This window comes from Micrococcus sp. MS-ASIII-49 (assembly GCF_000946635.1).
In the GTDB taxonomy this organism is placed as follows: Bacteria; Actinomycetota; Actinomycetes; order Actinomycetales; family Micrococcaceae; genus Micrococcus; species Micrococcus luteus.
The window spans coordinates 1-306 of record NZ_JXSP01000065.1; the positions used below are offsets into that span (position 1 = coordinate 1).

General features: G+C 73.5%; 1 pseudogene. It reads right to left on the reverse strand.

Annotated features, from left to right (window positions below):
• Nucleotides 1-306 (reverse strand): annotated as a pseudogene (locus tag SJ20_RS05090) (ATP-dependent DNA helicase RecG); the annotation flags it as partial.

Here is a 306-nt window from a genome sequence, read left to right on the forward strand (position 1 = left end):
CTCCGCGCGGATCCGCTCGGTGAGCAGTTCCGGGATGCGGCCCAGGTCGACGGTCTCGAGCACCCGGGCGACGGCGGAGCGGACCGTCCACGACGGCAGCTTCCCCGTGGCCCGGTAGAGCGGGACCGGTCGCACGTCCACCTCCCCCGGGGCGACGTCGTCGTCCAGGAGGGCGAAGTCCGGGTTGTTCAGCGTGATCCGGCCGCGGTACTCGGTCGTGCGGCCCTGGAACATGGCGGTCATCCCGGGGGCGAGGCGGCGGCGGGCGTCGTGGCCGTTGAAGAAGGCCATGGACAGGCTCGCCCC